This is a genomic window from Priestia sp. D51 (assembly GCF_053345675.1).
Genome location: NZ_JBLTIR010000001.1, coordinates 967,435 through 991,998 on the forward strand (window position 1 = coordinate 967,435; position 24,564 = coordinate 991,998).

25 protein-coding genes, 1 tRNA gene and 1 riboswitch are annotated in these 24,564 nt (G+C 39.5%); of the genes, 17 read left to right on the forward strand and 9 right to left on the reverse strand.

From position 1 onward, the window contains the following. Nucleotides 1-189 precede the first annotated feature (189 nt). The 5 genes from ACNHOZ_RS05020 to ACNHOZ_RS05040 all read left to right on the forward strand — a co-directional run bounded on the left by ACNHOZ_RS05020 (nt 190) and on the right by ACNHOZ_RS05040 (nt 4,575). Nucleotides 190-262, forward strand: a tRNA-Thr gene (locus tag ACNHOZ_RS05020). Between the two features lie 265 nt (nt 263-527). Next, on the forward strand, nt 528-1,478 hold the full coding sequence (locus ACNHOZ_RS05025) for an ABC transporter ATP-binding protein (RefSeq protein ID WP_028410979.1): 951 nt from the start codon (nt 528-530) through the stop codon (nt 1,476-1,478). Further along, the gene (locus ACNHOZ_RS05030; protein WP_048019949.1) at nt 1,478-3,001 is read left to right on the forward strand and encodes an ABC transporter permease/substrate-binding protein; all 1,524 of its coding nucleotides are present in this window, start codon (nt 1,478-1,480) and stop codon (nt 2,999-3,001) included. The genes ACNHOZ_RS05025 and ACNHOZ_RS05030 overlap by 1 nt, the downstream gene beginning before the upstream one ends. 168 nt (nt 3,002-3,169) lie before the next feature. Further along, a complete protein-coding gene (locus tag ACNHOZ_RS05035; RefSeq protein ID WP_048019950.1) occupies nt 3,170-3,916 on the forward strand; it encodes a YwaF family protein in 747 nt (248 codons plus the stop codon). A 140-nt stretch (nt 3,917-4,056) separates the two neighbouring features. Continuing rightward, nucleotides 4,057-4,575 (forward strand): NAD(P)H-dependent oxidoreductase, encoded by a 519-nt coding sequence (locus ACNHOZ_RS05040; protein WP_033579910.1) that lies wholly within the window; start codon nt 4,057-4,059, stop codon nt 4,573-4,575. A 27-nt stretch (nt 4,576-4,602) separates the two neighbouring features. On the opposite strand, the gene ACNHOZ_RS05045 is transcribed toward ACNHOZ_RS05040, so the two are convergent. Together ACNHOZ_RS05045 and ACNHOZ_RS05050 are read right to left on the reverse strand one after the other, a co-directional pair. Next, nucleotides 4,603-4,968, reverse strand: coding sequence for a hypothetical protein (locus ACNHOZ_RS05045; RefSeq protein WP_028415028.1), 366 nt, complete (start codon nt 4,966-4,968; stop codon nt 4,603-4,605). Nucleotides 4,969-5,193: 225 nt separating this feature from the next. After that, on the reverse strand, nt 5,194-6,150 hold the full coding sequence (locus ACNHOZ_RS05050; protein WP_372454540.1) for an LCP family protein: 957 nt from the start codon (nt 6,148-6,150) through the stop codon (nt 5,194-5,196). Nucleotides 6,151-6,462: 312 nt separating this feature from the next. Between ACNHOZ_RS05050 and ACNHOZ_RS05055 the strand changes: the two genes are divergently transcribed. The 3 genes from ACNHOZ_RS05055 (at nt 6,463) to ACNHOZ_RS05065 (ending at nt 9,116) form a co-directional block, all read left to right on the forward strand. Then, the gene (locus ACNHOZ_RS05055; protein WP_028415026.1) at nt 6,463-7,137 is read left to right on the forward strand and encodes a hypothetical protein; all 675 of its coding nucleotides are present in this window, start codon (nt 6,463-6,465) and stop codon (nt 7,135-7,137) included. 75 nt (nt 7,138-7,212) lie between these two features. Beyond that, the gene (locus ACNHOZ_RS05060; RefSeq protein ID WP_033579912.1) at nt 7,213-8,313 is read left to right on the forward strand and encodes a M24 family metallopeptidase; all 1,101 of its coding nucleotides are present in this window, start codon (nt 7,213-7,215) and stop codon (nt 8,311-8,313) included. A 224-nt stretch (nt 8,314-8,537) separates the two neighbouring features. After that, nucleotides 8,538-9,116: a suppressor of fused domain protein gene (locus ACNHOZ_RS05065; protein WP_013084584.1), complete on the forward strand. Its 579-nt coding sequence runs from the start codon at nt 8,538-8,540 to the stop codon at nt 9,114-9,116. A gap of 41 nt (nt 9,117-9,157) precedes the next feature. Here the strand turns inward: ACNHOZ_RS05065 and ACNHOZ_RS05070 are convergent, their stop codons facing one another. The 3 genes from ACNHOZ_RS05070 to ACNHOZ_RS05080 all read right to left on the reverse strand — a co-directional run bounded on the left by ACNHOZ_RS05070 (nt 9,158) and on the right by ACNHOZ_RS05080 (nt 11,369). After that, a complete protein-coding gene (locus ACNHOZ_RS05070) occupies nt 9,158-10,099 on the reverse strand; it encodes a DMT family transporter (RefSeq protein ID WP_028415024.1) in 942 nt (313 codons plus the stop codon). Beyond that, nucleotides 10,096-10,776, reverse strand: a complete 681-nt coding sequence (locus ACNHOZ_RS05075; RefSeq protein ID WP_255902948.1) for a GntR family transcriptional regulator — start codon at nt 10,774-10,776, stop codon at nt 10,096-10,098. The genes ACNHOZ_RS05070 and ACNHOZ_RS05075 overlap by 4 nt, the downstream gene beginning before the upstream one ends. A gap of 74 nt (nt 10,777-10,850) precedes the next feature. Next, a complete protein-coding gene (locus tag ACNHOZ_RS05080; RefSeq protein WP_028415022.1) occupies nt 10,851-11,369 on the reverse strand; it encodes an acyl-CoA thioesterase in 519 nt (172 codons plus the stop codon). 150 nt (nt 11,370-11,519) lie between these two features. Between ACNHOZ_RS05080 and ACNHOZ_RS05085 the strand changes: the two genes are divergently transcribed. Further along, on the forward strand, nt 11,520-12,512 hold the full coding sequence (locus ACNHOZ_RS05085; protein ID WP_048019951.1) for a D-cysteine desulfhydrase: 993 nt from the start codon (nt 11,520-11,522) through the stop codon (nt 12,510-12,512). Between the two features lie 35 nt (nt 12,513-12,547). Here ACNHOZ_RS05085 and ACNHOZ_RS05090 read toward each other — a convergent pair whose 3' ends face one another. Both ACNHOZ_RS05090 and ACNHOZ_RS05095 read right to left on the reverse strand, forming a co-directional pair. After that, a complete protein-coding gene (locus ACNHOZ_RS05090) occupies nt 12,548-13,897 on the reverse strand; it encodes a sensor histidine kinase (protein WP_033579914.1) in 1,350 nt (449 codons plus the stop codon). Then, nucleotides 13,894-14,565, reverse strand: coding sequence for a response regulator transcription factor (locus ACNHOZ_RS05095; protein WP_028415019.1), 672 nt, complete (start codon nt 14,563-14,565; stop codon nt 13,894-13,896). The genes ACNHOZ_RS05090 and ACNHOZ_RS05095 overlap by 4 nt, the downstream gene beginning before the upstream one ends. Before the next feature lie 222 nt (nt 14,566-14,787). Between ACNHOZ_RS05095 and ACNHOZ_RS05100 the strand changes: the two genes are divergently transcribed. Together ACNHOZ_RS05100 and ACNHOZ_RS05105 are read left to right on the forward strand one after the other, a co-directional pair. Beyond that, the gene (locus ACNHOZ_RS05100) at nt 14,788-16,062 is read left to right on the forward strand and encodes a S1C family serine protease (protein WP_033579915.1); all 1,275 of its coding nucleotides are present in this window, start codon (nt 14,788-14,790) and stop codon (nt 16,060-16,062) included. Next, complete coding sequence (locus tag ACNHOZ_RS05105) at nt 16,059-16,961, forward strand: peptidyl-prolyl cis-trans isomerase (protein ID WP_048019952.1); 903 nt, start codon at nt 16,059-16,061, stop codon at nt 16,959-16,961. Before ACNHOZ_RS05100 ends, ACNHOZ_RS05105 begins: the two co-directional genes overlap by 4 nt. 288 nt (nt 16,962-17,249) lie before the next feature. Here the strand turns inward: ACNHOZ_RS05105 and ACNHOZ_RS05110 are convergent, their stop codons facing one another. Next, on the reverse strand, nt 17,250-17,705 hold the full coding sequence (locus ACNHOZ_RS05110) for an Lrp/AsnC family transcriptional regulator (RefSeq protein ID WP_028415016.1): 456 nt from the start codon (nt 17,703-17,705) through the stop codon (nt 17,250-17,252). A 120-nt stretch (nt 17,706-17,825) separates the two neighbouring features. Here ACNHOZ_RS05110 and ACNHOZ_RS05115 point away from each other — a divergent pair, with 120 nt between their 5' ends. The 4 genes from ACNHOZ_RS05115 to ACNHOZ_RS05130 all read left to right on the forward strand — a co-directional run bounded on the left by ACNHOZ_RS05115 (nt 17,826) and on the right by ACNHOZ_RS05130 (nt 21,059). Then, nucleotides 17,826-18,284, forward strand: a complete 459-nt coding sequence (locus ACNHOZ_RS05115; protein ID WP_028415015.1) for a carboxymuconolactone decarboxylase family protein — start codon at nt 17,826-17,828, stop codon at nt 18,282-18,284. 115 nt (nt 18,285-18,399) lie between these two features. Continuing rightward, a riboswitch (cyclic di-AMP (ydaO/yuaA leader) is annotated at nt 18,400-18,544 on the forward strand. Nucleotides 18,545-18,668: 124 nt separating this feature from the next. Next, on the forward strand, nt 18,669-19,328 hold the full coding sequence (locus tag ACNHOZ_RS05120; protein WP_028415014.1) for a potassium channel family protein: 660 nt from the start codon (nt 18,669-18,671) through the stop codon (nt 19,326-19,328). Between the two features lie 3 nt (nt 19,329-19,331). After that, entirely contained in the window at nt 19,332-20,651 is a 1,320-nt protein-coding gene (locus tag ACNHOZ_RS05125; protein ID WP_168761202.1) for a TrkH family potassium uptake protein, read from the forward strand. Between the two features lie 327 nt (nt 20,652-20,978). Beyond that, nucleotides 20,979-21,059 (forward strand): YjcZ family sporulation protein, encoded by an 81-nt coding sequence (locus tag ACNHOZ_RS05130; RefSeq protein ID WP_016765202.1) that lies wholly within the window; start codon nt 20,979-20,981, stop codon nt 21,057-21,059. A 189-nt stretch (nt 21,060-21,248) separates the two neighbouring features. On the opposite strand, the gene ACNHOZ_RS05135 is transcribed toward ACNHOZ_RS05130, so the two are convergent. Continuing rightward, nucleotides 21,249-21,335 (reverse strand): YjcZ family sporulation protein, encoded by an 87-nt coding sequence (locus tag ACNHOZ_RS05135; protein WP_016765201.1) that lies wholly within the window; start codon nt 21,333-21,335, stop codon nt 21,249-21,251. Nucleotides 21,336-21,508: 173 nt separating this feature from the next. Between ACNHOZ_RS05135 and ACNHOZ_RS05140 the strand changes: the two genes are divergently transcribed. Then, nucleotides 21,509-22,006 carry a tetratricopeptide repeat protein gene (locus ACNHOZ_RS05140; protein ID WP_028415012.1) on the forward strand — a complete coding sequence of 166 codons (498 nt, stop codon included), beginning with the start codon at nt 21,509-21,511 and terminating at the stop codon, nt 22,004-22,006. A gap of 409 nt (nt 22,007-22,415) precedes the next feature. After that, complete coding sequence (gene ggt / locus ACNHOZ_RS05145) at nt 22,416-24,494, forward strand: gamma-glutamyltransferase (protein ID WP_447697051.1); 2,079 nt, start codon at nt 22,416-22,418, stop codon at nt 24,492-24,494. Nucleotides 24,495-24,564: the final 70 nt, after the last annotated feature.

The window sequence follows — 24,564 nt, forward strand, 5'->3', positions numbered from 1 at the left end:
TAAGCTCTTTTACTAAGGGTAATATAAAAAAAGAAAATTCACACAATTTATGTGAGAAGTTCTAACATAAAATATGGAACTTTGTAGAAAGTGCGAATTTCAGAAGACGCCAATTAGAGAATATACCAATAAAAAAATTTAAAAAAGCGCTTCCTAAATAAATTTAAACGTGATATAATTTTCCAAGACGCTGGTGTAGCTCAGTAGGTAGAGCACTTGCATGGTAAGCAAGAGGTCGCAGGTTCGATCCCTGTCGCTAGCATACTCAAAAACCTTCTTTCTTGTTGAAAGAAGGTTTTTTTATTTGAATTGGCTTTAAATTTATTCTCCGAATTATTCTTCCCCGCCTTGTGAAAACTTTAACAGTTTGATAGCCTTATTAGGAGGCTGTTAGAAAACATGTGTATCTTTTCCACTATGTCTTATGAATCATATTTAGAAATATTCTTAAAAGAATGTTTATTGCCTCTAAGTATTGGGTACACGAAACTAGGGGTTAAATTTCAACAGGGAGTGTGAACGATAATTTGATTACGTTTAAGAATGTGTCAAAGCAATATCCAGACGGTACGACCGCCGTGAAAAATATTAATCTAGAAATAAAAGAAGGAGAGTTTTTCGTTTTAATTGGTCCGAGTGGATGTGGGAAAACAACCACCTTAAAAATGATTAACCGTCTTCATGATATTACCGAAGGAGAACTATACATAAAAGATAAGCTCGTATCGGACCACAACATACATGAGCTACGCTGGAACATTGGTTATGTGCTACAGCAGATTGCTCTTTTTCCTCATATGACCATTGCTGAGAATATAGCCATTGTACCGGAGATGAAGCATTGGAAGAAAAACAAAATCAAAACGCGTATTGATGAACTGCTTACCTTGGTAGGACTAGACCCAAAGCAATATCGAAACCGAAAGCCGTCTGAGCTCTCAGGTGGCCAGCAGCAACGTGTAGGTGTAGCACGTGCCCTCGCAGCTGATCCCCCCGTTATTTTAATGGACGAACCCTTTAGCGCCCTCGATCCGTTAAGCCGCGAACAGCTTCAACAAGATGTTATTAGCTTAAAAGAAAAAATCAAAAAAACATTTGTGTTTGTTACGCATGATATGAGCGAAGCCATGACGCTTGGAGATCGTATCTGCCTGATGAAAGATGGGGAAATTGTTCAAGTTGGCACCCCGGAGGAATTCATTCAAAAGCCTAAAAATGAGTTTGTAAAAACATTTATTGGAAATCAAGGAAATACTTTATTTGAGACATTGGATATGTTTGTCAAAGAAAGTGAACAGCCAGACGTAGAACCTACTGAAGAGCTAGCTTCAACCGCCACTGTTCAGCAGGCAATGGACGCCCTTTACGACCATGAAGCAATAGCTGTGAAAAAAGGGAGCAAACGCATTGGCGTTGTAACGCGCAAAACTCTATTAGCGTTTCTTTCTGATAAAACGAAAGAAGGAGGAACGCTGTAATGAATGCACTAAGCACATTATTAGATCAACGAGGAGATGCCCTGTTTCAAGCTCTTCTTGAACACATTCAAATTTCAGTACTGGCTCTTGTGATCGCCGTATTAATTTCAGTGCCGCTTGGACTGTACTTAACGAGGCATGACCGCATTGCTGAACCGATCATTGGCGTAACAGCCGTACTGCAAACCATTCCCTCACTCGCTTTATTAGGATTACTGATTCCTCTTGTCGGAATTGGAACCTTTCCCGCGGTTATTGCACTGTTTTTATATTCGCTTCTTCCTATTGTACGAAATACATATACCGGAATTAAAGAAGTGGACCCATCTTTAATTGAAGCATCCAAAGCCATGGGGATGAACTCGTGGAGACGATTAATCAAAGTAGAACTTCCTCTAGCGCTTCCTGTCATTATGGCCGGAATTCGCACAGCGATGGTACTCATTATTGGTACAGCGACAATCGTGGCTCTTATCGGAGCAGGCGGACTCGGAAGCTTAATTTTGCTTGGTATTGACCGAAGCGATAATAGTTTGATTTTATTAGGAGCCGTTCCAGCAGCATTATTAGCGCTTATTTTTGATGGAATTCTGCGAACGATTGAACACTCTGCTAAAAAAGGGTCCAAAAAACGCTCGTTCATCATGATCATCGTATTAATACTTATTCTTGTTTCTCCGTTTGCAGCAATGAGCGCAACAAAACCAGACCTTGTTATCGGAGGGAAAATTGGCGCAGAACAAGATATTTTAATTAATATGTACAAAGAATTAATTGAAGATCAAACCGATATGAAAGTAAATCTTCGTTCGTCGCTTGGAAAAACAGTATTTGTATTTGAGGCTCTGCGTAACAAGGAAATTGATTTGTACCCTGAATATACGGGGACAGCCATTGTGACGCATCTAAAGGAACAGCCGGACAGCAAAGATGAAACACAGGTGTACAAGCAGGCAAAAGAAGGATTTCAAAAGAAATTCGGCCTTGTCTATTTAGATCCAATGAAGTTTAATAATACGTACACATTGACCGTTACAAAAGAATTTGCTAAAGAAAATAATCTAACGACCATTTCAGATTTGGCAAATGCAACAGATAAAGTAAAAGCAGGATTTACGCTTGAGTTTAAAGATCGTGAAGACGGCTACGTAGGCCTTCAAAAAGAATATGGCCTTACCTTCCCGAATATTAAGACGATGGAGCCGAAGCTTCGCTATCGCGCTGTAGAAAAAGGCGATATTAACATGCTTGATGCTTATGCAACGGATCCTGAAATCAAACAGTTTGGTTTAAAAGTCTTAAAAGACGACCAGCAGTTCTTCCCACCGTATCAAGGAGCGCCTGTGCTTCGTGAAGATACGCTAAAAGAGCACCCTGAACTGAAAAAAATCTTAAATCAACTGGGTGGTAAAATCAGTGACGACGAAATGCGTGAAATGAACTATCAAGTAAACGCAAAAGGAAAAACGGCTGAAGAAGTCGCTCATCAATTCTTAGTGAAAAAAGGATTAATTAAAAAATAAAAATGAAGACAAAAAGATCCGAACGATTTATCGTTCGGATCTTTTTTTAGGCGTGATTTCGTTATGTTTCAATCTCTTTTTAATGTGAGAGAAGCGTTAATGAAAATGAGGTCTTATGAACAAGCTAAAGGTACCAAATTTGTTTTCTGATGGAGAGGAGGCGCCGTTATGAATTCATTTTTTGCGTGTCATCCTGTACAACATTCTTTTCAGCTTTTTTCAGTTGAACACCTTGTAACTTTAGCCATTATCGTGATCATAGGAACAGTTATTTTTTTGTGTCGAAAGCAGCTGCGAAAAAAGAGGTTTGTGTTCGTTTTGCTTTCACTCGTTCTAATTGCTTCAGAAACGGCCTACCAGGCTTGGGAAATCGGATGTCATCAGTGGTCCGTTGAAACTTCTTTGCCTCTTCAGCTGAGTGATATAGTCGTGCTGCTGGCTGCTGTTATGCTGATAACCAAAAGCAGATTTCTTTTTTATTTTGTGTACTTCGCAGGAATCAGCAGCTCTGTTCAAGCGATGATTACCCCAGACCTTGGCGGCTATGCGTATGCCCAGTTTCGCTATGTGCAGTTCTATGTATCGCATGGTGGTGTGGTACTTGCTTGCTGTATGCTAATTGCTGCCTGCAGATATGAGCCGACGCTTCGTTCTTTATGGGTAAGCGTAGTATTTGTTAATCTGTACGGAGGTTTTATCTATGTCATGAATCGTTTACTCGGTGCGAATTATTTATACATGATGAAAAAGCCAGAGCACGCTTCCTTGCTAGATGTTCTTGGACCTCATCCTTGGTATTTAGTATGGATTGAAGGAATCATGATTCTTAGCTTTCTTGTCCTTTATCTTCCGTTTTGGGTACATAAAAAAATTAAAGGTGATAAAAGCAAAGTCAATTTTATTGAAGCAGAATGATAATACTGGTAATTTATAAGTGTAAACGAACTCGGATTTCCTGAAGGAAAAGGAAAGAATGAGTGAACAAGACGTGAGAGGCAAGCGTAAAAAATAGAAAAGAAAAAAGCAAGCACAGACATCAGAAGGAGAGTATCCAAATGAAAACACTGGTTATTTTAGCGCATCCAAATCTAGCATCTTCTCGTATTAATAAAGCGTGGGCAGAGCGAGTAAAAAAAGAGGAGGATGTGTACGTTCATGATTTATACGCAAACTATCCCGATTTCAAAATTGATGTAGAAAAAGAGCAGGAGTTAGCTGTTCAATTCGATCGTATTGTTTTTCAATTTCCATTTTACTGGTACAGCTCACCAGCACTCTTAAAAGAGTGGCAAGATGTTGTTTTAACATACGGATGGGCTTATGGAAGCAAAGGTACTAAACTTCAGGGAAAAGAGTTTGTCGTAGCTACTTCGACAGGAGGCCCTGCAGAAGCTTATCAAGAAGGGGGATACAACCGTTACCCAATGAATCATCTGCTTCTTCCTTTCCAAGCTATGGCAAATTTAACAGGTATGAAGTTCCAAACTCCATTTTTATTTCAAGGAGCAGGCGGTGACCTGAGTGACAAAGTTATTCAAGATAGCGCAGAAAGCTACGCTCAATTACTAAGATAATAAAAAAAGCCGCGTCAAAGCGGCTTTTTAATTTGCGTTTGTTCGTGAGAAAGAAGTAAGCAGCTTTTGAGGAGCAATATCTAATCCTTCAATCAGTAGTCCTGTCATAGCCGTTAGACTCCCGACTTCAAAAGATTCCCCAGCTCTCCAAAATGCTGATTCACCTTGTTTGATATAAATTTTCAGTCCGTTATCGCCAGCTACCCAGCCTTCCCCGTGAACGACTAAAAGAAGCTGTGGAATCGTAGCTTCTTGACGGGGGGTATAATCATTTTCTTGAAAAGATAAAAAGCTGATTTTGACATCTCCAGTATGAGAAAGCAATGGGTTTACTTTATAGGTAGAATGAAGAAAGGAACGCTCTTCTTCAGATTGAAAACCATATAATTTCATCATTTCATCTCCTTGACTAAAAAATATAAAAAAGAAGTCCTTCTCTTTTCATATACGCATACAGGAGAAAAAATAGAACTCCAAAGAAACAGCTGTTTTCTAGAAAACAACTCCATTTTATCTCCATTTTTTGTCGAAGCTGAAAATTTTTTGAAGGATAGGGAGGAAAAACAGAAGTTTTTTTGAATAGTATAAAAAAAGGTGTCCTCTAATGGACACCTTTTCCTAATTTAAAAATGACTGTAACGCTTGTTTGTTTTCTTCAAGGTCGATGCTTAAAACAGCACCAATACCGGATATTCGTTCATTTGAATAGGAACCTTCAACCGGTAAACGAAGAGATTTTAAATCTGGCTGATTTCCAACTAAAAAATCTTTTCCTATCACAATAAATGTTTTTGGCGGAATATTTGTATCCACATATGGATCAATGACACCCCATAGCTTAGGAGCTTTCGCCAGTGTCTTTACTTGAAGAGCTTCATCCATTAATTTACCAATCACTTCTTGTTGACGCTTCACACGCCCGAAATCACTTTGGCTATCATGGCGGAATCGCACGTATCCTAGTAATTTATCTCCGTGAAGAGTTTGTTTTCCAGGTTTTAGCGTCATGCCAATTCCTGACGACATTTCGTGTGGCACGGTAACCGTAATTCCCTCAGGGGCAATCGTATCGGCAACTTTAGAAAAACCTTTAAAATCAACAACGGCATAATAGTTTACATCTACGCCGAAATTTTCTTTAATTGTCTTACGCATTAATTCGGGCCCGCCAAATGCATAGGCTGAATTTAATTTGTTTTTGCCATGTCCAGGAATATCCACATATGAATCACGCATCAAAGAAACAATTTTAGGCTGATTGCTGTCTTTGTCATAATGAGCAATCATGATTGTATCGGCACGCGAATGTTCTTCACCGCGAGAGTCAATTCCGAGAAGCAGCACATTCATGCTATCTAAATTGGCACTTGCACCATTAAAATCAAACTGTCCATCTTTCCCAAAAGCTCCGTCTGCTTCTGCTAATCCTTGTTGGTATTGATAATACACATATGCACCAGCGGCGATTACAAGAATGAGAAAGAAAAGAAGTAGCTTTCTAAAGCGTTTCTTTTTTCTTTGCTTTTTTCTTTTATGTTGTTTACGTTCTGTACGTTCTTCCAAATGTCTCACCATCGCATTCAAAAATATTAATACTTTTTTGTCTAAAACCAATTATGCAAAAAATTATAAAACGACATAATAAAATTAACACTAAGGAATTAGATTAGCAAGTACGTTCACTAGTAAATCTGCGAAGACAGCTAAAATAAGAGAAGTGTACAAATAGAAGAAAGAGGAAATAAAGGTTATTTTTTTCGAGGATATTTGTTATAATCTATCATAGTTAGGGAAAAAGTTCTGTCTTTTAAGAAGGGTATAAGAGAAAAGTCTCTGTTTGTTGAGAATTAAATATAGGTCTAAGTGTAGAAAAAAGGAGTGAAGCGAATGAGTATATATGTGTCATCTTCGAACCTTGTGCTGATTCCAGAAGCGGCGTTAAGTCATTGGAAACCTTATGGCGCGGGGGAATTGACCGGAGCTATTATTTCAGGTAAGGATAGTGCTGAAATAATTAGAGAGCTTAATCAATCGTCTATTCTGCCTTTTACAAGTTTTTTCTATCGAAAGCATTTTGTTATTCTATTTGATAAAGAACAAGTGAAAAATCATTTTGAACAGCTGCTTTTATTATATAAATCTCAGGGCTATATTTTTTATTCTTCTACTTTATACGATGATCATTGGTCCCAGGTCCTTGAAGGAACCAAGCAGCTGCTAACGGTAAATGGACAAGTGGTACCGGTGCTTGAGCTTGAACAAAACGGTGAATTTGACGTTGTGCGTGATGAAGGTGGTCTTCACATTGTGATAGATGATGACGAAGACGAAGAGAAGCAGCTAGAAAAAAAAGTTCATGAGCTCCCGCTTGAAGAAGGTAGCTATTTTATTGGCGATCCGGGATTTGTTGAAAACCGAGACATGCTGGTAAAAGAATATTTTCCTAAAGGTACGTACGAATTTATTTATAGATACGGAGAAAATGGCTGGCTGATGAAAGTAAGTATTCAGCGAAAAGCGATTAAAGAGCAGCTTACTACTCTTCACGCGGCTTTGTCTTAACCTCTATTCATTGTACAATATTGCTAAATAACTATGTTATAATAGTAATATTGCACAATGAAAGGGGTTTTTTTAATGGAAGCACGTTTGCAAAAAGTCGTATCATGGCTGAAGGAAAAGAATGTAGAAACGGCCTTTATTTCGTCAACTGAAAACGTATTTTATTTAACTGGATTTCACACGGATCCGCATGAGCGTCTGCTTGGTTTATTTTTATTTAATGAAGCGGAGCCGATGCTTGTTTGTCCATCAATGGAAGTGGGTCAAGCAAAAGAAGCCGGCTGGAAATTTGATGTGATCGGATATGAAGACCATCAAAATCCTTGGGAACTTATTAAAGAAGCTTTACATAAACGAAACGTAATGGATGTGAAAAAAGTTGCTGTAGAGAAAGAGCAGCTGCTGTATGCGAGAGCTGAAGAACTGCTTAATTTATATCCAAATGCTGAGCTAGTCGGAGCAGAAGAGAAATTAAATCAGCTGCGTTTAATTAAAGATGAGCGTGAAGTTGAGATTCTGCAAAAGGCAGCTGCATTAGCTGATTTTGGCGTGGAAGTAGGCGTAGCTGCCTTAAAAGAAGGCGTTACGGAAATGGATGTTCTGGCTAAAATTGAATACGAGCTAAAGCGAAAAGGAATTCGTGAGATGTCGTTTTCAACGATGGTGTTATTTGGTGAAAAAACGGGAGAAGCGCACGGGAACCCAGGTCTTCGCACGTTAAAGCCAGGAGATATGGTTCTCTTCGATTTAGGTGTAGTGCTAGATGGATACTGTTCAGATATTACGCGTACAGTCGCGTACAAGTCGATTAATGATAAGCAAAAAGAAATCTATGAAACGGTACAGCGCGCCGAGCAGGCAGCTCTTGAAGCTTCCAAGCCTGGCACTCGCATTGGCGACTTGGATATGGTAGCACGCAATATTATTACAGAAGCAGGGTATGGAGAGTATTTCTTGCATCGTCTTGGTCATGGCCTTGGTATCAGCGTGCATGAGTTTCCTTCAATGAGCCGCAACAATGATGATGTGCTTCAAGAAGGCATGGTGTATACGATTGAACCGGGTATCTATATTCCAGGACTCGGAGGCGTGCGTATTGAAGATGATGTAATCATCACAAAAGATGGATACGAAACGTTAACGAAGTACCCAAAAGAATTACAAATTATTTCATAATAATGTCATAAAAAATAGAGGCTGCCATGGTGCAGGCTCTATTTTTTTATGGGAAAAGAAAAAATTGGTTAAGGTTTCTTGTTTGCTTCTTGAGACAATTTCATAGTATGTTACGAAACGATAACATTTCTATCACATTTTCTAAAAACTATATCGTAAGCGAGTGCGGTAGTATATGCTGTACAGTAGGGGACTTTTTAAGGTCGCAAGCAAGGAGGTTTTTTATGAGTAATTTTACAAAAGATGAAGAATTAATTATACATAAAGCAATAGATGTATTTGGTCAAAAGGACCGAATTGAAGATTATTCAGATGAACGAAAAAAGCATGGTATTCACGTTGTGGCATGTGAAAATCATCCGCGTCAAGACGTAACCGCGTATGCAACGCTCGGTGGACATCAATGTCCGACAGGTTATACAGTTGGAGGGATCCCGCTTCGAATTGAAATTGTTGGGGCATGTCATGAGGAGTTCGGTATTTATTCTGCTATTTTAGCAAACTGTATTTTCCATATGATGAAATCTCATGTCTCCATTTTCCCAGGAGCTATTTATAAAGACGTTATTGCAGTCCTTGATGACAGCTTTCATATGCAGCACATTTTGCTGATTCCGCCGTTTTTATGGGATAATTTTTCAACGATTGAACTATCTGATAAAAAAGTAACGTTCCTGCAGGCCGTTCCGATTTCAGAAAATGAACGTGCTTTTGCACTTGAGTACGGAGTAGATTCGTTGCTAAGCCGCTTTGATGCTGAGCAGGTTAATGTCTTCAATTTAGAAAGAAGATCTGTTGTATAAACAAAAAGAGCGCCGACTGAGACGCTCTTTTTTGTTATTGATTAGTAGGTCAATTCTTTTTGAGGTATAGCTTTTTTATGACTCGTTTGGTAGCTGTGAAGCACCATGCCTGCTACGATAACTCCCATTCCAACCCAAGAAAGAATCGATGGCAAAGGACTTGATAGAAGGAAGACCTCTCCTAGCAGGGCAAATAAAACTTCCATCGATTGTGTAGCTTCAACTGCACCTAACTTGTGAGAATCTTTTTTCACAAGGTCAGTTGCCGCAAAAAATAAAATCGTTGCACACACTCCTGAAAGTAAAGCAACTAAACTGCTTTGATACATCTGAGTTGGTTTTGGTAGTCCATCGGTCAAGTAGGCATAGACAGAAAGAATAATCCAAAACGGCAGGCTTGAAAGCGTCATTCCAAGCACGCGCTGAAACGTATTAAGCGACGACAGCTCCATCATCTTACGGTTGCCAAGCGGATACGCAAAAGACGCAATTAAAATGGGAATCGTACAAAGCAAGGCAGTAGCCGCCGACAGTTCAGTCGCATGCTCAAGCTGCATGAGCACAACTCCTATTAAAATAATAAACGAAAAACCTAGCTGCTTGAAAGGAATGGCTCCTCGCTTTTTTCCTTCCTTGTAAAACAAAGGAGCTAGGAGAGACCCCGATAAAATCGTGATTTGCCAAGTTCCTGCAATAAGCCAGCCGGGACCGTAGGCGGAAGCAAAACAAAGAGGAGCGTAAAATAAGCCAAATCCGACCGTGCTCCATAGCAGCCATTTTTGCGGCTGGGCTTTTATTTCTGCCACCACAGGTTTGATGCCACCCCAAAAATAAACAAGCATAAGCAAAAGAGGTACCATAAAAAAATAGCGCAGAGATGCGCTCCACGCCCAGCTGCCTCCAGATAAATCCATCGCTCGATTTAAAACGAATGTAAAAGCAAAAAAGAATGATGCAGCAACGCCTAATAAAAGAGGCTTCACTTTGCTTCCTCCTCACTTGTCAGCGCTTCACCTAGTGTCAGCCAGTTTGTTTCGACAAGCTGTGATGTCAGTGCGGAATCTTTTTGACGGCAAGCATTTATGATTTCTTTGTGCTGATCAACGGAAGAAAGGCTAGCAAGAGAAGAAAAGCGAGCGATTTCCAGACGTTGAATTTTGGCGCTTGTTTGTTTTACAACACGTTCTAGCTCTAAATTATTTGCCCGGTTTAAAAAAACGGAATGAAATGCTTCATCCGCTTCGATCGCTTTCAGTACATTTCTTGTTTTGATTGCATGTTCTAGAGATTGATTATGTTTGATTAGTTCGCCCATATCTTCTTCTTGCAATGAAGTACAAGCCAGCTTAGCAGCAAGTGCATGAAGAGCTGCGACGACAATAAAGGATTGTTTTGCCTCCTCAAGGTTTAATGGAGCCACTTTTGTAGAAGAACCAGGTGTCGTTTGTACAAGGCCTTCATCTTCGAGCCTTTTTAATGCTTCTCGAACAGGAGTGCGGCTAACTCCAAATTGCTCAGCCAGTTCTTTATCCTGAAGCTTTTGTTCCGGCTGAAATTCAAGCATAACGATATTGTGTTTAAGTGTTTGATAGACTTCCTCCCGTAGGGAAAGTCGTTTGAGAGGTTGAATGTTATTTTTCATAAAACCAATATATCGCATATCATATTAAATAACAATGTGAAATCTAAAAAACTTCGTCTAAAAAGCAGACAGCTGCTTTTTAGATGAAGAGCTTAATTACTGCTGCGCAAAGATTTAGATAAGATGCGCGCAATTGCTTTGCTGTGCTCAACCTGCGTTTTTTTGGACTCTTTTCGTTCAAGAGCTACTTTTTGAAGGCTTTTTTCTTCTTCAGTTTGAGCAATAACTTGAGGAACGGGAGCAGGCTTCCCATTTTCTAATGCGACGAAGGTAAGAAAAGAAGTAGCAGCAATACGTTTAATGCCCGTTAACAAATTTTCGGCAATGACTTTAACAAAAATAATCATGGAACTTTTTCCTGTGACAACAACGAATGCCTCATATGAAATAAAATCTTCTTCTGTGACGGGCTCGATAAAGTCAACATGATCAATGGAAGCTGTAACACACGACTTTCTGGAATGTTTAGCTGCTGAAAGAGAAGCCGTCATGTCCATGTCAGCGACAATTTTGCCGCCAAAAAGGGTGTGGTGATTGTTCAGGTCATTTGGAAAAATGTGCTGTGATTTGACTACTCGTGAGACGCTGCAAAGTACTGCTTTTTCACTCATTGAAAACACTCCTTCAAACTGTTTATATGGTTTAATGTATGTTGACTACTTGTTCTTATGTATACAAGTTATAGAAAGCCCTTTCGTAAAAAGCTCTTCAAAAGCTTCTATATGGTAAAATAGAACAAATATGAAAGAGAGGATGAGAGCATGAACTTAACGCAATTTTCTAGAAGAAAATATACGGATTCCCCTACACCTTTAGAAAAGCTATCGGTTTTATCTCAGCAGTTAAACGGACCTTCAATTTATATGAAGCGCGATGATATGCTTGGACTGACAGGGGGCGGAAATAAGACGCGTAAGCTTGAATATCTAGTAGCTGATGCAAAAGCAAAAGGGGCAGACGTGCTTGTAACGTGCGGTGCGATACAATCCAATCACTGTCGTTTGACGCTTGCTGCTGCCGTAAAAGAGCAAATGAAATGCGTGCTCGTATTAGAAGAAGGGGAAAATAAAGCAAGTGATCAGCCGACGGGAAACTATTTTCTTTATCATTTATTAGGCGCTCATGACATGCGGTTTGTCGCTGAAGGTTCGGATTTGACAGCGGAAATGGAAAAAGTAGCGCGCGAGCTAAGTGAAAAAGGTCATAAGCCGTACCTAATCCCCGTAGGAGGTTCAAATGTTATCGGTGCAACAGGCTACGCTGCCTGCGCACAGGAGCTGCTTATGCAAAGCTATGAGCAACAAATAAAGCTTAGCCACGTAGTTTGCACAAGCGGAAGCGGAGGCATGCATGCAGGGCTAGTGGCAGGCTTTCAAGGCCTTCAAAGCGGGGTGTCTGTTATTGGAATGAATGTGAGTCGTGCTAAAGAAGAGCAAGAAATGAAAGTTGCCAAGCTGACGAGTGAACTTTATGATCATTTACATAGCAAAACGCCTTTTAAAAAAGAAGATATTGTTTGTATGGATGAATATGTCGGTCCAGGCTATGCTGTTCCAACAGAAGAGATGGTGGAAGCAGTCAAACTTGTGGCCGGTACGGAAGGAATTTTATTGGATCCTGTGTATACGGGAAAAGCGATGGCCGGCCTGATTGATTTAATTCGAAAAGGTTATTTTAAAAAAGATGAGAATGTGGTGTTCATTCACTCCGGGGGTTCACCAGCTCTTTATGCATATACATCGGTTTTTTCATAAAAAAGCAAGGGAGTCGACTCCCTTGCTTTTTTAGTTTATATAGGAATAGTAAGTGAAAACGTCACTCCGGCGTCTGTGTTTTCAGCCGTAATGGCTGCATCGTGCATCGTAACAATACGCTTTACGATACTTAGGCCAATACCGAATTCACCGTTTGCTCCTTTTTTAAACGGTTCAAACAAGTGTTGAAGCACGCTTTGATCAATCGGCGGACCATCGTTGCTGATGGTACATTGAACGTTCGTTTGGTGTTTAGCAAGTGAAAGTGAAACCTTCGTATCAGCATAGCGCAGCTGATTGTCGAGTACATTTTCAAGGACTTTTGTCCACAGCTCTTTGTCTCCCTTAATCGTTGCATTTACGTCGTCAAATTCCCACTGTATTTCAGGGCGCCTCCACCGCAAGCGATCCACTACTTCATGAAGAAGTGCAGTAAAATCAAAGTCGTCTTGTGCAAGCTGGTGAGTGGACATATAGTCAAGCTTGGTTAAGTAAAGCAAATCGCGGATTTTTTTCTCAAGATTTTTGGATTCATCTTCAATGACTTTTACCGTTTGGGATAAATCACCTTTTGGATAAATGCCGTCTTGAATCGACTGAGCGTAGCTTTGAATAACCATTACCGGTGTTTTTAAATCATGTGAAATATTTTGAAGGAGCGTTTGCTGTGCTTCATCTTTAGATACGAGCCTTTTGCGCATTTGCTCGATGGACGCGCCTAGCTTGCCGATTTCATCGGAACGGTTGACTGTAACAGGTTCATGCCAATTTTGTTCGGCGATTTTTTTTACATCTTTTTCAAGCGATACAAGCGGCTTGCTTAAGTATCTTGATAGCCAAATAGATGGAAGCCAGCTGAATAGAAATACAATTGAAATGACAAGAAGCAGCTGTTTAAAAAGAGTAGAAGTGAGCGCGTTGCGATACGTATCCCACGAAAATGAAAGTAAAAAAGCAGGCTGTCCGTTTACGCTTACTTTTCGAATCACATAAAAAAGCGTCCGGTTGCCGAGATCTTTTTCATAGCGAGCGACGATTTTCCGCTGACTGATTGCATCTTCCTGTGCTTTTCTCAAAAAGTCTTGAGGCAACACCCGTGATGAAAAATAAGAGATATCCGCATGTTCAGGCAATAAAATATGATCCACGGTTCGATTGCCAAGCGTTGGTTCACTGTCTTCATTGCTAAAGTAGTATTCACCTGAGCGGCTTGGCAGGCCGTATTCTTTTAAAATATGCTGTTCATTTTCAATAGTGGTATAAATTTCATTCGTGAAGAACTGCCTAAGCGTCGTTGGGAATAAAATAGCGAGCAAAATTGAAATGAGCAGTAAAATACCCGAGATGACGAGCCAAATTTGAAATGCAAGCGACTTGTTTTTCATGCTTTCATCATCCGGTATCCGTATCCGTAAATCGTTTCAATTCGTGCTTGCGGCATTTTTTTACGCACGCGCCTCACTAAATCATCCACCACTCGGTCTGTGCCGAAATAATCTTCTCCCCAAATGAGATTCAACAGCTGCTCCCTTGAAAAAGCCTGTCCAAGGTCTTTTGAGATAGTGACAAGAAAATCAAATTCTTTAGACGTCAAATCAATCGGCTTTCCATTTTCACTGACTGTACGCGTATGTAAATCGATTTCATAAGGAGTCAGCGTAATGGTATCGGTTTTCTTTTGATTGGAACCATATACGAGGTTTAGCAGTTTGTTTGCTCGAATAACTAGTTCACGAGGTAAAAAAGGCTTTGATAAATAGTCGTCGCTGCCCATTTCAAGTCCAAGAACCCGGTCAATATCGGCATCGCGTGCTGAAATGAAAATAACAGGCACATGTGGCGTTTGCTGCTTGATTTCGCGAATGAGCTGATACCCGTCAATATCAGGCAGCATAATATCTAAAATCCACAGGTGCGGAGGAGTTGCAATCATTTCTTTTGCGTCCGTGCCGTTAAAAAATGAGCGAACGTCCCAGCCTTCTTTTTGAAGGTAAAGGGTTAAAACTTCGTTTAAATTTTGTTCATCCTCTACTAAATATAGTGTAAAGCTCAAATTTGACACCTTCCTCTGAATATATGAAAATTAAGGTAAATAAAGCATATTGCGCCATCTATGCGCGTTTTTTTAAAGGTTTATGTACCCGCTATTATACTACGTGTTTGCTGTTATAAAGAAATTTTTCACAATTTCACATATTGTTTTGATACTTATCCCAAACTTTTATTTTATAGTATAGATAACATAAAATTTGCTACGTTAAAAGGAGTGTTTTTCATGGATCCACGTGATTATGAAAGAGAGCAAGAACGAAAAGAAGAATATGAAAACCGCCAGCAGCGCTACGATCAGTATCAGCCTGCGTCATCATCACAGCCTCCAAGAAGACGCTTATTTCCAGTGATCGCATCTTCCATCGCGGGAGCAGTGCTAGGGGGAGGAATTGTGCTATACGGCGCTCCGCAGCTAGGGTTAATGGATTCAGCGGATACGCAAACAGCGAATCAAACAACGCAGACTCAAACGGCAACAACAACGAGCACAACGCCTCGAACAGTAAGCACAACCGTGAATCAGTCAGATCTTGTTTCAGTTGTAAATAAAGTATCAGCTGCTGTTGTAGGCGTGAACAACATCCAGCAGCAAACAAATCCATTTTCTGGAGATACCCAAACGCAAGAAGCGGGAACGGGTTCCGGTGTTATTTTCAAAAAAGAAAATGGAAAAGCCTACGTTGTGACTAATAACCACGTTATTGACGGCGCAAGCGAAGTAGAAGTGTCACTTTCAAACGGACAAAAAGAAAAAGCTAAAATTGTCGGAGCTGACGCGCTAACGGATTTAGCGGTGCTTGAAATGTCCGACAAAAATGTTGAACAAGTGGCGAAGTTCGGAAAATCATCAGATTTAGTGGCGGGTGAAACGGTTCTTGCAATCGGAAACCCTCTTGGTGAACAATTTTCTCGCACGGTCACACAAGGTATCGTGAGCGCAGCAAAACGCTCTGTCCCTATTTCAGAGAATTGGAACGTAGATGCAATTCAAACGGATGCGGCGATTAATCCAGGAAACAGCGGCGGTGCCTTGATCAATTCTTCTGGTGAAGTAGTTGGTATCAACAGTATGAAAATTTCAGAAGACAATGTAGAAGGAATCGGCTTTGCTCTTCCAAGTGATGAAGTGCAGCCAACAATTGAACAGCTGATGAAAAACGGAAAAATAACGCGTCCATATATGGGGGTAGGTCTTCAAGATGTAGGTCAGCTTTCAGCTGCAACAAAACAAGATCAGCTAGGCCTAACAAGCGATACGTCTGAAGGAGTTGTCGTAACGACGGTTGAACCATTCTCTTCTGCTTCTGATGCTGGTTTACAATCAAAAGACGTGATTGTTGCCATCGATGGAAATGAAGTCAAAACATCCAGTGATTTACGTCAATATCTATACACAAAACGCAAAGTAGGAGACACGGTAAAATTAGACGTGTACCGAAATGGAAAAAAACAAACTATTTCTCTGAAGCTTTCAGAGCAGCAGGATAACAATGGATGAGTTCAGCACCGTTAAAGCTGCTGCTAGCAGTATTAACAGCGTTCGGATTTTTAACAGGCTGCGGAGGGAAGCATTCAAACACGATGTTTCCTTCTGTAGAAATTAGTCAGCTATCTTCTGCTAAAGAAGTGGCAGCGTATGAAGGAGGAAAGGTGACAGGAGCTGAATTCAATCGTTTTTTAGCAGTTGAAGGGTTCTTAAATCCCGATGCTCCGCTAAATGATACAAGCTACCGCAAAGAGTTGTTGCGGCAGCTTGTCATGCAAAAAATCTTAATTTCGCATCTAAAGACAAGTGACAGGGTACAGAAAAAAGTCGAGGATATGTGGAAACAAATCAAACGTTCATATGACGAAGATACAAGAAAACAAGGCTATGAAGTCTTGCACATTCGTTCTAGCGATGTAACTAAACAGTTAATAAATCAGTTTAAATTAGAAGAATATTTCCGTAAACAAATTACGTCTGATGAACTAGACGCTTACTATACACGTATTGAGAATGATGTAACGCGCGTATCTTTTTCGCAGCTAACTTTTACAACTTTACATGATGCCGAGACCGTTGCGGCTGAGCTGCAAAAAGGAACATCGCTTCAAGACGTTCAAAAAAAATATGCTGATGTCCAGACCATCAGCAAAATAGAGAATGATGATAATCTAAAGCTTTCAAGTCTATCTCCCTCTTTTATAGATGTTTTAAAAAAACAGCACATCGGAGAGTGTAGTAAGCCCATTAAAATGGGTAAAGTCTATTATATTCTTATTTTAAAACAAAAAGATAAAAAAACGGAATCAGAAGTCAAAGAAGAAATGATGAAAGAACTTGTTTTGAATCATATCAACCGGTATATCCAGGATCAACTGCCAAGGTTTCACGTGACTTTCAACCTTAGGTAGTTCCCTTTTATATAGATTGATTGTTTTCAAAAAACAAGCAGGTAAAAGAGCTTTCTGTTAATAGAGAGCTCTTTTACATTTTTAAGTAGACAGAAATGTCGGTACCTGATAGAATGAAGTTGTAAAACTTTCATTATTCGGAAAATTTATACCCTCCAGCTTTGGAGGGTTATTTTTTATGCTTTTGGACGAATAAAAGAGGCTAGGACAGAAGTAGTTTAGTGGAAAGAAGATCCGAACGATGAATCGTTCGGATCTTTTCGTTAGTACGGTGAACGTATGTTTCAATCACTTTTCATCTTTTAAATGACTCAATAATGCAGAAGACATCTCCACGTGAGAAAGGGCGATGTGTGAAATCGTTTTGGCATAAGGTGTAATTTCGTTAATAAATTGCTCGAGTACGTGCAGGTGAGGAAGCTGAAGCTTTGTAATGAAGCAAGCCTGTCCGGCGATGCGTTCACAGAATAAAGCATAGGGATACTGAGAAATAAATCTTTTAAAACGCTCGTGCTCTCCGTTTTTCATGGTTACTTCAATAAAACACGAGACGGGCAACTGCAGCTTTTCATAATCAATATCGATTGTATATCCTTTTATAATACCAAAGCTCTCTAGCTGTCTTACTCGCTCTGCCACTGAAGGAGGAGACAGGTTAATTTGTTTTCCTAGCTCTCTTAAGGAAAGACGGCTGTTTTGCTGCAGTGCCTGCAAAATCGATAAATCAATTTCATCAATTTTCAATTGAAAACCTTCTTTCATATTAATGTTTCATTTGATTAGTAACAGCAGATAATATGTTTTATTTGTTATCTGAAATCTCCATTTTTCTTACTATAATAATTAAAAAGGAGTGAGTGAAAAATGGCAAGAGTTTTGTTAACAAACGAAGAGGGAACAAATTTTGAAAAAGCACTGAATTTAATTCCAGATGTAAAAAGGTTGTATGATGAGCTATACGACAAGCTTTGGAACAGTGATATAGTAAAAAGAGAGACTAAGGAAAAAATCAGGCTTTATCTAGCAGGTGTTAACGGCTGTGAGACGTGTATGAGCATGTCATATGTAGGCGATAAGACGCTTAATCAAAAAGTGTTAAGAGAAAAAGAGCTGGAAGAAAAAGATCGACTGCTGTTTCGATTTATAGATGTATACCGAGTGCGTCCAAGGGATTTGACGGATGCTGATATGGATCAATTAAAGAAATTTTACAGTGATACGCAGCTATTAGAGCTTTTGGCTGTTATTAATTTGTTTGATCAATTTCACAAACTGATTGTCAGTTTAGATTTATATGATTTTTGCAGTTTGCAGCGCAAGTGATGTCTTCCCTAAAAATATCTTGACAGACAAAATCCACAGGAGTAAGATAGCTTTCGTGAAGTGAAACGTATCATGAATCGAATCGATTATTCTAAAAAATAGATCATAGACATTTGAATAAAAATCGCTTAATCCATTACGGAGCGGAGGACCCATTATTTACGCACATATTGTGCTCCGGGGTGAATCCTTAAAAAGGTAGGGTTACTCTTAAAACCCGAACCCGACAGCTAACTTCGCAAGCGTTTTGAGGGGGAAGAGTGTGAAAAAACACAGGAGCCTTCCTGTGTTTTTTTGCGCTTTTTTTAAGAAAAACATGTAATTTTTTAGAAAAAGTATAAGCTAAGAGAACACACAGCAGTTGAAGAAAGGAATAAATACATTATGAAAAAACAGTTTGCTGTATTGGGATTAGGTCGTTTTGGAGGCAGTTTGGTTGAAGAGTTTGCTAATTTGGATGTGGATGTGCTCGCTATCGACCGCAATCAGGAGGTAGTAAAGAAATATAGCAACTCAGCTACATATGTCGTGCAAGCGAACGCAATTGATGAAGCTAGCTTAAAAGGGCTAGGCATTCGTAACGTTGATCATGCTCTTATTTCGTTTGGAGACGATATCGAAGCAAGCGTGCTTGCAACGATGCTTTTAAAAGATATGGGCGTTAAGCAAGTATGGGTAAAAGCGGTGAATATGTATCATCAAAAAGTGCTGGAGAAAATAGGAGCGGACAAAGTCATTCACCCTGAGCGCGATATTGCGAAGCGGATTGCTCATCACGTGGTGTCAGAAAAAATCATTGATTACATTGAACTGTCAAAGGATTATAGTATTGTCGAAATTGTCGCTTCTAAAAAGCTTCATAATAAAACGCTGTTTGATTTAAATATCCGTGCCAAGTACGGCTGCAATATTATCGGCTTTCAGCGAAAAGACGGGGAAATGGTGATTTCGCCTACCGCGCATGAAATAATTGAACAAGGAGATATGCTGATTGTTATCGGACATAATCGCGATTTAAACCGTTTTGAAGAAGAAGGAGTTTAACTCATGAAAAAACAAATCATTAAACTAACTCCTCCGCAGCTTCTTGTTTCCATTTTTGGCGGAGGAATTATTATTGGTGCTCTTCTATTGATGATGCCTTTTTCTACTACTGAGCCAATCCGGTGGGTAGACGCCCTTTTTACATCTACTTCCGCTATGACAGTGACCGGCTTAGCCGTCGTAGATACAGGTACGCGTTTTACCGTCATCGGTCAAACGATTATTATGCTGTTAATTCAAATAGGCGGTCTTGGCATTATGTCATTTGCCGTGCTGATTTTTATGATGCTAGGTAAAAAAATTGGATTTAAAGAGCGTATGCTCGTTCAGCAGGCATTAAATCAGACGAGCGTCGGTGGAGTTGTGCTGCTAGTTAAAAGGTTGTTCATCTTTTCATTTTTAATTGAGTTTGTTGCACTGATCTTTTTAGCGATACGCTGGATTCCGGAATTCGGATGGTCTAAGGGGCTGTTCTTTAGCTTGTTTCATTCGATTTCGGCTTTTAATAACGCAGGGTTCGGACTACTGTCTGATAACTTAGTTCAGTATGTAGGAGATCCTATTATTAACATCACGATTTCTTTTCTCTTTATTATTGGTGGGTTAGGGTTTACCGTCCTTGCTGATATGTGGGTGAAAAAATCGTATAAAAAACTAACGCTGCATTCAAAAATTATGATTATCAGCACGTTCGCCATTAACGTGATTGCCATGCTTTTTATTTTTTTCTTAGAGTACGGCAATTCGCATACGCTCGGAAATTTATCATTAGGAGACAAAGTATGGGCTTCTTATTTTCAAGCGGTAACAACAAGAACCGCTGGCTTTAATACAATTGATTTAGCTCATTTGCATGACGCAACGGTGTTTTTAATGGTTTTATTGATGTTCATTGGTGCAGGGAGTGCGTCAACAGGAGGGGGTATCAAACTCACGACGTTTGTGGTGATTGTCTTTTCTGTATGGGCATTTTTACGAAGCAGGGAAGATATTGTGCTGCTAAAGAGACGACTTCTTCCTCTTCATGTGTTTAAGGCACTAGCCATTACGATGATTTCAATTATGTTTGTGTTTGGGGCCATCTTCCTGTTAAATATTTCGGAAAACCTGCCGTTCGTAAAAATTATGTTTGAAGTTGTTTCTGCGTTTGGAACAGTAGGTTTATCGATGGGAGCGACTCCTGAACTTTCGTACTTTGGACGCGTGATTATTATCTTTATCATGTTTTTAGGAAAAGTGGGGCCATTAACGCTTGCGTTTTCATTATCTAAGCAAAAGCGTGAAGCCGTTCGCTATCCAAACGAAGATATAATGCTAGGATAGAAAAATCGCCTTCGATGAGGCGATTTTTTTATATTATTTATACGTTCAAGACATATAAGAGGTTACGCACAAAACAGTTGCGATGAATAAAAAGAAGGCAAAAACAAGAACAATGGGCAATTTGGAATGTCGGCGCATTAAAGCCCCTCCTTTTTTATAGTAAAAAAATCTCTTACTATATATAACGAAAGAAACAAAAATATGATTCACTTTTTTTGGCGAAATTTGAAGGTTTTTCTCATTGGAAAAATCCGCACCCCTGTCCTAAACATTTTGCCAAGCTGTTGCATACACTAAAAGCAGATAACAGGAAGTGAGGGATGGTACGTGGGAAAACAAAATTTTGCGTTAATCGTTGTGTTATTTGTTTTACTTGTTATTGTAGGTGCGTCTGGCTTTCGCTTTTAAACGTTAACTTTATTTGCGCATAGCCCCCGTCAAAAAGGGCATACTAGGCGGAAGTAAAAACCAAAAATTTCTTCAATATTGCCGAACAATGAGTTCCTCTACTCATTCATCTAATCGGTATGTAGCCATGCGAAAGCATGGTTTTTTTTGAAATAGGAGAGGATGAATGATGTTCATCCTCTCTAGAAATTAGTAGTAGCAAGAACACCCTACGATTACTAATAGGATAAATAAAACAACGATAAATGAAAAACCAAAACCGCCTTTTGCGCCCATATGTGTAACCTCCTTTAATAAAAGTCTCTATATCCTATGTACTAATTGGGTTAAGTGATTGAGAAATTTGCCTATTTTTTAATGGTAACGTTTTTTGTGAAGAATGAAGAACACTTACTTTTTTCATTTGCGCAGAAATCCTTTATGATAAAGAGGAAAAGGAGGGCAAACAGGTGGGAATACATGCACAATACGTCATGAATCAGCTAGAAGAGGGAAAGTGGAAAGAGATCAAGCGCGAAATTCAACAAGAAATGAAGAAAAAACCTCAAGCATCTGATTTGTACTGTTACTTAGCCGTTTGTTTAGCAAAGCAAATCGAAGAATCAATTATCTTTGAAAAAATGGTATTGAACTTAGAAATGGACCGGGCTCTTCATCAGGCATTAACATTAAATCCATCTTCAAGCTTGGCGCACTTCGTTCGAGGAATAAAATATCGGGAAACTCCGCTTATGTTTGGAGGGAATTACGAAAAATCGCTGTTTTATTTGCAGAAGGCGCAAGATCTTGGTTTTGAAGGGATTATGCTGCCGCTCGAACTCGCCAAAACCTATATTCAATTAAAAGAAATGGAAAAAGCGAAAGAACAAATCGCCTATGCTCGGGAAATCAATCCTACGCACGCGGACATTAAAAAAGTCGAAAACATGCTCCAAACAGGACGATGAATCTAAAGTCCTGTTTTATTTTTGATTTTCAGAAAACGTATGCTGATTTTCATAAAGGATTGCTTTTTATATAACAATAAGAATATTTATAAAAAATTTAAGAAGTGCATGTAAGTCGAACGACTTCTTAACTGCTAGATTTTCTACATTATTAGAGCGTTCAGTCTACATAGTTCCAAAAATAGTAAGAAACTATCAGCCTATGGATAAATTGTTAGAAAATATAGATAATTGTAAATGAATAGAGAGAAAAGTTAAACATGCGATTAACTAAAAAAGCAAAGGTATGATTTACTTTGCTTTTTATTTATACGCATATGTAAAAAATATCATAATAAACCAATTTATTCTTCGTGAAATCCATCGTCTCAGGCGATGTGAAATAATGCATTTGAAGGAGGAGACCCAGATGAAGGTTATGAAGATGTTGGCTATTACGTTATTTAGTTTATGTTTAGTTGTCACACCAGCTGCTGCTGAAGTTCCGGGTGTCGACCATTCAATGAAACGGGGTGCTACACAAGGAATTGTAGCGGCATCTCACCCGCTGGCTGCTGAAGCGGGGAGGAAAGTGTTAGCTGAAGGCGGAAACGCTGTAGATGCGGCAGCGGCCATTCAACTATCTCTAAACGTTGTGGAACCGATGATGTCTGGTATCGGCGGCGGCGGTTTTATGATGATTTATGAAAAAAAGAAAGATAAAATTACGATGCTAGACAGCCGTGAAATGGCACCGGCTGATGTCACCTCTAAGCTGTTTTTAGATTCAAAAGGAAAAGTCATTCCTTTCAGTAAGCGTCACATAACAGGAAAAGCAGTTGGAGTTCCGGGCACGTTAAAAGGAGTAGAAACAGCCCTTGAAGATTATGGAACAATGGACTTATCAGATGTTATTAAACCTGCTATTACTCAAGCGGAACAAGGAATTAAAGTGAATTGGTCGATGGCTCAGTATATCGATGAAAATGCGGACAAGCTTGAAAGATACCAAACGGCCGGTAATGTATTTGTACCGAATGGCAAGCCGTTAAAAGAAGGAGATAAGCTTGTTCAGCCTGATCTTGCGAAAACATTAAAGCTTATTCAAAAAGAAGGGTCAGACGCTCTTTATAAAGGAGAAATTGGAAAAGCACTTGTTAAAGAAGTTCAAAAACGCGGTGGAAGCATGACCATGGATGATTTAAAAAATTATGTTGTAAAAGAACGCGAGCCGGTCAAAACAACTTACCGAGGCTACGATGTGGTTAGTGCGGCTCCTCCTAGCTCCGGCGGATTAACCGTGCAGCAAATTTTAAAGCTAATGGAAGGTTATGATGTAGAAAAAATGGGTTCCAATACGCCACAGTATTTGCAGCATTTAACGGAAGCGATGCACTTAGCTTTTGCAGACCGCGCGGCGTATATGGCAGATGAAGACTTTTACGAAGTGCCGAAAAAAGGCCTGTTAGATGAAGATTATATTAAAGAACGTCGTAAATTAATTAATCCAAATAAAGCAACGCCTAATGTTAAAGAAGGAGACCCTTGGAAATATGAAGGAAAAGAAAATCCAAATAAAGCAACGGTAACGGAAGAAAATCCAATCGGCCAAACGACTCATTTCTCTGTTGTAGACAAATGGGGAAACATGGTTTCTTACACGACTACCATTGAACAAGTTTTTGGTTCAGGAATTATGGTTCCTGACTACGGATTTATGCTCAACAATGAAATGACGGATTTTGATGCCACTCCGGGAGGCGTGAACCAGGTTGAGCCTAAAAAACGTCCTCGAAGCAGCATGTCTCCAACGATGCTGTTAAAAGACGGAAAGCCGTTCATGGCAATTGGTTCACCGGGAGGCCCAACCATTATTGCGTCTGTAGCAGAAACGATTATGAATGTTATTGACCATAAGATGCCAATTCAAAAAGCGATTTTAACGCCTCGTATTTATTCAAGCGGCTATCCAACCGTAAGATGGGAACCTGGCTTTAGCCAAGATACACTCCTTGAAATGATGGCTAAAGGACATGCGTTTGAAGAAAAGCCAGAGCATATTGGAAATGTCCAAGCGGTTATCTATGACTATGAAACGGGGAAAATGTACGGAGGTGCTGATAATACGCGCCAAGGCACGGTATTAGGAGTAGACGCAATTAAATATGTATCCAAACAGCCAAAACCAATTAAAGAAGAGAAAAAAGGAGAGTTTACGGTCGAAGTCAACCGTGCCGTGTATCCATTTACTGATAAGCAAGTAAAACTGATTGATGGAAAGCCTTACGTTCAGTCCGACCGCTTGCTGCTAGGATTAGGCGTCATTGATTCGAGTGATTTAAAGCTGTATAAGCCAAATCACCACTCCTATTTATCGGTTATCAAAGTAGCCAAATCACTTGGCTACAAAGTGAAATGGGATGAAGAAAAGAAAGTAGTCTCATTAGAAAAAGATCCTGGTGAAAACGATACCGGCGATGATGAAGACGGAGACGTTATTACAAATTAAATGGGATAAAAGTAGCTTAGTTGAAGGAAGATCCGAACGCGTTTGATTCTTGATAGAGAATCTAAAGCGT